At 71.6% G+C, this 6,400-nt stretch carries 5 protein-coding genes; 2 read left to right on the top strand and 3 right to left on the bottom strand.

Annotated elements, in window-relative coordinates; genetic code table 11:
- Positions 1–1,491 (bottom strand): DEAD/DEAH box helicase (locus tag ACI3KY_RS16255; RefSeq protein ID WP_404931188.1); only part of this gene is annotated, 1,491 nt, incomplete at its 3' end.
- A gap of 212 nt (positions 1,492–1,703) precedes the next feature.
- Here ACI3KY_RS16255 and ACI3KY_RS16250 point away from each other — a divergent pair.
- Positions 1,704–2,417, top strand: a complete 714-nt coding sequence (locus tag ACI3KY_RS16250; protein ID WP_404931187.1) for a ferritin-like fold-containing protein — start codon at positions 1,704–1,706, stop codon at positions 2,415–2,417.
- A gap of 23 nt (positions 2,418–2,440) precedes the next feature.
- Here the strand turns inward: ACI3KY_RS16250 and ACI3KY_RS16245 are convergent, their stop codons facing one another.
- Entirely contained in the window at positions 2,441–2,731 is a 291-nt protein-coding gene (locus ACI3KY_RS16245; protein ID WP_404931186.1) for a hypothetical protein, read from the bottom strand.
- 13 nt (positions 2,732–2,744) lie between these two features.
- On the bottom strand, positions 2,745–2,969 hold the full coding sequence (locus ACI3KY_RS16240) for a DUF3107 domain-containing protein (RefSeq protein WP_194415039.1): 225 nt from the start codon (positions 2,967–2,969) through the stop codon (positions 2,745–2,747).
- 158 nt (positions 2,970–3,127) lie between these two features.
- On the opposite strand from ACI3KY_RS16240, the gene ACI3KY_RS16235 reads away from it, so the two are divergent.
- Positions 3,128–6,385: an ATP-dependent helicase gene (locus ACI3KY_RS16235; protein ID WP_404931185.1), complete on the top strand. Its 3,258-nt coding sequence runs from the start codon at positions 3,128–3,130 to the stop codon at positions 6,383–6,385.
- Positions 6,386–6,400: the final 15 nt, after the last annotated feature.

Raw genomic sequence — 6,400 nt, 5'->3', positions numbered from 1 at the left:
CGGAAAGCCCGCGCCGCGACGGCGCCGGCCCCGGCGCGGCGCGGGCTTTCCGTCGTGGTGCTCCTTGCCGCCGCCGTCGTGGGTTCCGCCGCCTTCGGTGGAGCGATCGCCGTCGTCCGGCGCCCCGTTCTGCTCCGACGTGGATGAGCCGGCGCCGTCGATCGGCTCGAAGGTCGAGCCCACCCGCTCGGCGTCACCGCCGCGGCGACGGCGACGGCGGCGCGGGGCCTGACCGTTCGTCTCGACCTCGGCCGCGGCATCCGCAGCCCGTTCGGGCTGGACGCGGACCGCCTGGGTCTTCGGGGCCGTCACGATGCGCCCCTTCGTGCCGGCGGGGATGTCGAGATCGCTGAACAGATGCGGGCTGGAGGAGTACGTCTCGACGGGTTCGGGCTGACCGAACTCGAGCGCGCGATTGATGAGGGCCCACTTGTGCAGGTCCTCCCAGTCGACGAACGTGACGGCGATGCCCGTCTTGCCGGCGCGGCCGGTGCGACCCGCGCGGTGCAGATAGGTCTTCTCGTCATCGGGGATCGTGTGGTTGATGACGTGCGTGACGTCGTCGACGTCGATGCCGCGTGCCGCGACGTCCGTCGCGATCAGGACGTCCTTCTTGCCGGCCTTGAAGCCCGCCATCGAGCGCTCGCGCGCCTCCTGGCTCATGTCGCCGTGCACCGAGGCGGTGTTGAAGCCGCGGTCGCCCAGCTCATCCGACAGGCGCTGAGCCGCGCGCTTGGTGCGCGTGAAGATCACGGTCTTGCCGCGGCCCTCCGCCTGGAGGATGCGGGCGATGACCTCGTCCTTGTCGAGCGAGTGCGCCCGGTACACGAGGTGATTGATGTTCGCCTGCGTGAGCCCCTCGTCAGGGTCGGTGGCGCGGATGTGGATGGGGTTCGACATGAACCGGCGAGCGAGGGCCACGATGGGGCCGGGCATCGTCGCCGAGAACAGCTGCGTGTGCCGGATGGCCGGCACCTTGGAGAAGATCTTCTCGATGTCGGGGAGGAATCCGAGATCGAGCATCTTGTCGGCCTCGTCGAGCACGACCTCCGTCGCGTGCGACAGGTCGAGCAGCCGCTGGTTGTTGAGGTCGATGAGACGCCCCGGGGTGCCGACGACGATCTGCGCGCCGGCCTTCAACTGGTCGATCTGGCCCTCGTACGCCTTGCCGCCGTAGATGGCGACGACGCTCGTCGGGCGTCCCGAGGTGAGCATGTCCATGTCTTCGTAGACCTGCACGCACAGCTCCCGCGTCGGCACCACGATGAGCGCCTGCACGCCGGGAGGCGGGGTCGGGCCGAGCCGCTGGACGACGGGGATGCCGAAGCCGAAGGTCTTTCCGGTGCCGGTCTTGGCCTGGCCGATGATGTCCTGGCCGGGGAGGCCGAGGGGGATGGTCTGTTCCTGGATCGGGAAGGCGTCGACGATGCCTTTTACAGCGAGCGCCTCGACGATGTCCTGATCAACGCCGAGTTCGGCGAAGGTCGTCACGATGTGTGCCTGTCCGGCAGTGAGATGCTGCCTGGGTTCTTGCCCGGGCGCGGTTCCGGCCTCTTCGAGGTCGCCGCGCGGGCGGAAGTGCGATCCACGCCCTTCTCTCCCACAGGCGCGGGCGCCCCGATCCGACGCCGGGGACCCTCCCACGATACCGGAGGGAGGCGGGCGCGAACACGGACCGGGCGCCGCCTCGTAGGCTTTCGTGCATGGTGAAGTGGTTCTGGCAGCGGCGGGAGACGGGCCGCAAGCTGCAGCTGCGCTCGCGAGACGAGCTCAGCGGCGGCGATCGTGTGGACTTCGAGGAGCTCGCTCCCGACATCGACACGTTCCTCGGCCAGGCCGCCTATCTGCAGCTGGGATTCTTCGAAACGCTCACCGAGCTCATCCAGACGATCCCCGAACTGGGTGAGAAGGAGGCGGTGTCGCGCGCCGCGGGCGCCGCCCTCACCAAGCACGAGGCGCTGGTCGCCCTGATCCGAGAGCGCGGCGACGACCCGACCGAGATCATGCGACCGTTCCGCGAGCCCCTCGACGGCTTCCGGGCGGCGACGCACGGCGTCCGGCCGCAGGAGACCATGCTGTCGGTGCACATCACCGCGGGAATGCTGGACGACTTCTACCTCGCCCTCTCGGCGAGCTACGGCGAGACCGGCGACCGGGTGGCTCGCATCCTGCAGGCGGACGACGACCGGCAGGCCATCGTGGAGCTGATCACCGAGACCATCGCGAGCGACATCGAATGGAAGTCGCTGCTCGCCCTGTGGGGCCGCCGGCTGGTCGGCGACACCCTGCTCATCGCGCGGGCCGCGCTGCGGCCGATGTCTCTCGGCCGCGCCGAGGAGCAGAAGGTCGAGCCCGTCTTCACCGAGCTGATGGCCGCGCACTCGCGCCGCATGGACGCGATGGGACTCGCCGCCTGACCCGAAGCGGGGGGAAAGCGACGTCAGCCGATGCCGAGGCGGGCCTCCTCGCGCGCGTCGTGGGTGACGCGGCTGCGGGAGATCGCGATGACGGCGGGGTAGGTGACGACGATCGGGACGACCAGGGCCGCCAGCCACGGCCACGGGGTGTCGATGCCGATGCCCACCCACGTGAGGATCGTCCACACGATGCCCGCCGAAACGGCGCCGATCATCGGTGCGAGCACCACCCCGCGCGTCAGGCGCTGGTGCAGCTGGAAGTGGATGCCCAGGCCGATGACCGCGCCGACGATGAACGCGATGAGGATCTGCACGTCACGCGTCCGCTCAGGCCACGAAGCCGACGCGGCGCGACTCCTCGGAGCCGAGCTCGATGTACGCCAGGGCGGCCGTGGGCACGATGTACGAGTTGCCCTTGGCGTCGGCGAACGTCACATGCGTGGCGCCGGCGTCGAGCGCCGCGGCGACGGACTTCTTGACGTCGGCCGCCGGCTCGTTCGTCTCGAAGTTGAGCTCGCGGCCGGTGTTCGCGATGCCGATGCGGATCTCCACGTGACTGACCTCCTGCGCGGGGCGACGGTGTACTTGCCGAAAGGCTGAGGGCTCCCCGGACGCATGGCAACTCTACGACACGGGGGAGCGGCGTCCGCCCGCGGTCCGAACGCTCTGGGCGAACGGCCGATGTCGGCCGTGCGCGCTACCGTCGAAGGGTGACTTCGGGGACTCGGCAGCGCGCCACATTCGCAGCGGACGCGCCGCAGGCGGCCGTGCTCTCGCTCCCCGTCGAGGCATCAGGCGTCGTGGTCGGGGCCCCGGGAGCGGGCAAGACCGAGACGTTGGTCGCGCGGGTGGCGCGCCTCGTCGAGGCCGGCCTCGACCCTGACACCGTCCTGGTGCTCACGCCCTCACGGCAGACCGCGACGGCGCTGCGCGACCGGCTCGGCCTCGCCGTGCGCGTGGCCACGACCGGTCCGCTCGCGCGCTCGGTCCCGTCGTATGCGTTCCAGATCGTACGGGCGCACGCGGTCGCGGTCGACGCGGATCCGCCGCAGCTGCTCACCGGCGGCGACGAGGACCAGATCATCCGTGACCTGCTCGAGGGCGACGAAGAGGACGAGGCGGCCGGCGCAGGCCGCTGGCCGGACTGGCTCGGCGCGGCGATCCGCGGCACGGCCGGCTTCCGCACCGAAGTGCGCACCTTCCTCGCCGAGTGCACCACCCTCGGCATCGGGCCCGATCGCCTGCGCATGATGGGGGAGCGGCACGAGCTGCCCGCCTGGGTCGCGCTGTCGTCGTTCTTCGGCGAGTATCTGCAGGTGCGCGACGGCATGCGAGGCGCGCATCGGGATGCCGCGGGACTGGTCCGCGAAGCGGTGGGCCTCCTGCGCACGGCGCCCGCCGGAAGCCCCGCCGTCGACCGCGTGCGGGTCGTGCTCGTCGACGATGCGCAGGAGCTGACGCTCGGTGGCGTCGAGCTGCTCGAGGCCCTTCGCGCTCGCGGCATGGCTGTGCTGGCGTTCGGCGACCCCGATGTCGGCTCCGGGTCGTTCCGAGGCGCGACACCCGAGAACTTCGCGCGGCTGGCGGCGTCGCTCGGCTCCGTGCACGTGCTCGCGGACGGGCACCGCGGCACCGCGTGGCAGCGAGAGCTCGTCGGGCGGGTGACCCAGCGCATCGGCGCGGTCGGAGTCGTCGCGCACCGGCGTGGCCTCGCGGAGGCAGAACCTGACGGGTCGGTACGCGTGCTCAGCCTGCGCTCGACCGCCGAGGAGTATGACGCGATCGCCCGCGTTCTGCGCGAGCGTCACGTGCGCGACGGCGTCCCCTGGCGCGACTGCGCCGTGATCGCGCACGACACGCGGCAGGTGGCGGCCCTCGAGGCGGAGCTGTCGGCCCGAGAGGTGCCGGCCCGCTCGAGCGGGCCCGGCCGGGCGCTCGGCACCGTGCGGCCGGTGGCCGACCTGCTGCGGCTCGTCGAACTCGCGGCTCGCGATGAGTGGACCTTCGAGGATGTGTCGGCGGCCTTGACCGGCACGTACGGGCGGCTGGACGTCATCGAGCTGCGTCGCCTGCGCTCGGCGCTGCGTCACGGCGAGCTGCGCCGGGTGTTCGAAAGGGGCGCAGAAGCGGAGGACAAGACCGAGACACCCGAACGCTCGGGACGTGACCTGGTGCTTTCGGCGATGCGGCAGCCGCTGGAATTCGAGCTGCTCGACACCCGCGAGGCGCGACGGGCGGCGTCGCTCGCGCGCACGCTGGCGGTGCTCCGCGACGAGCTCGAGCGCGGTGCGACCGCCCACGAGCTGCTGTGGACCGCGTGGGACCGGAGCGGCCTCGCCCGCACGTGGGCGGAGCTCGCGCGGGGCAACGGCCCTCTCGCGGAGCAGGCGCACCGAGATCTGGATGCGCTCGTGGCGCTGTTCCAAGCGGCGAAGCGGTTCGTGGAGCGCTCGCTCGACGCCGATCCGCGCGTCTTCGTGCGGTCGATCCTCGACAGCGGCGTCGCCGAGGATCGTCTCGAGGCCCCCACGCGCGACGACAGCGTGCGGATCATGACGCCGGCCGGCGCGCTCGGGATGGAGTTCGACACCGTCGTCGTCGCCGGGGTGCAGGAAGGCGTGTGGCCGAACACGCGGCTTCGCGGAAGTCTTCTCGACACCTGGCGGCTGGCGGATGCCGCCACCCGCGCCGAAGGCGAGACGCCGGGCGCGTTCGACCGCCGTCGCGCGGCGATGCACGACGAACTGCGGCTGCTGGCGAGGGCTCTGTCCCGCGCCGACGCCCTGCTGGTCGTGACTGCCGTCGACGACGACGACACCGGTCCGAGCGTCTTCTTCGAGCTGCTGCCCGATCCCGAGCCGTTCGAACTGGACCACCCGGTCTCGCTGCGCGGACTCGTGGCACGGCACCGCCGGACACTGACGCAGCTGGGCGTGCGGACGCTCGCTGAGCCCGGCATGCGGCCGTCGTCCGCCTCTGCCGGTCCGGCGGCGGCCCCGGCAGCGCGTGCGGCCGAGCAGCTGGCGCTGTTGGCGGATGCGGGCGTGCCGGGCGCCGCGTCGCGCGAGTGGTACGGCGTGGCGGGTCCGACATCCACCGGTCCGCTGCGGGATCTGTCGCGCGAGGACGTCCGCGTCTCGCCGTCCCGCCTGCACGCGCTCGAGGAGTGCGAGCTCAACTGGGTGATCGCCGACCTCGGCGGCGACCCGGGTGGGACCACCGCCGGTCTCGGCACGATCATCCACGCGGCCCTCGAACATGCCGCCGGGCACGACGAGGCTGCGCTCTGGGCCGAGGTGGAATCGCGCTGGGGCGAACTCACGTTCGAGGCGGCGTGGCGGGATCGCGCCGAGCAGACGCGTGCGCGCGACCTCGTGCGCCGTCTGCACCTCTACCTGCAGCGGTTCGACGGCAGCGGCGGCACACTCATCGGCGCGGAGCCGCACTTCGAGGTCGACATCCCGCTCGGCGAGCCCGATCACATCACTGCCGAAGCCGACACGCCCGTCGACCCCGTCTCCGGGGTCGCCGAGGGGGAGAGGCACCGCGTGATCCTGTCGGGCTACATCGATCGCGTCGAACTCACGCCGGAGGGCAGCGTCGTGATCGTGGATCTCAAGACCGGCAAGCGGGAGCCGCAGACCGATGCGAAGGTGCTCGACAATCCGCAGCTCGCGGCCTACCAGCTGGCCTTCGAAGCCGGAGCCATCGCCGAGGCGAAGGGTCGCGCGCCGGGCGGCGCGAAGCTCCTCGTGCTGCGTCCGAGCGCCACGAGGTCGGACTACGTGACGCCCTGGCAGCCGCCGTTCGACGACGAGCGCCGAGATGCCTTCCTCACCCGTATCCGCACCGCTGTGGGTGTGATGCGAGGCGAGACCTTCACCGCACCATATGAGGAGCACTGCCGCGACGAGCACGCCTACGGGCTGTGCCGCATCCACACGGTGGGCGCGGTGAGCGCCTCGTGACGGTCGTGCAGCGTC

The organism is Microbacterium sp. ZW T2_14, from assembly GCF_044987405.1.
Lineage (GTDB): Bacteria > Actinomycetota > Actinomycetes > Actinomycetales > Microbacteriaceae > Microbacterium.
Note: the sequence above shows the minus strand (reverse complement) of the source record. Positions and strands in the feature narration are given on the sequence as shown.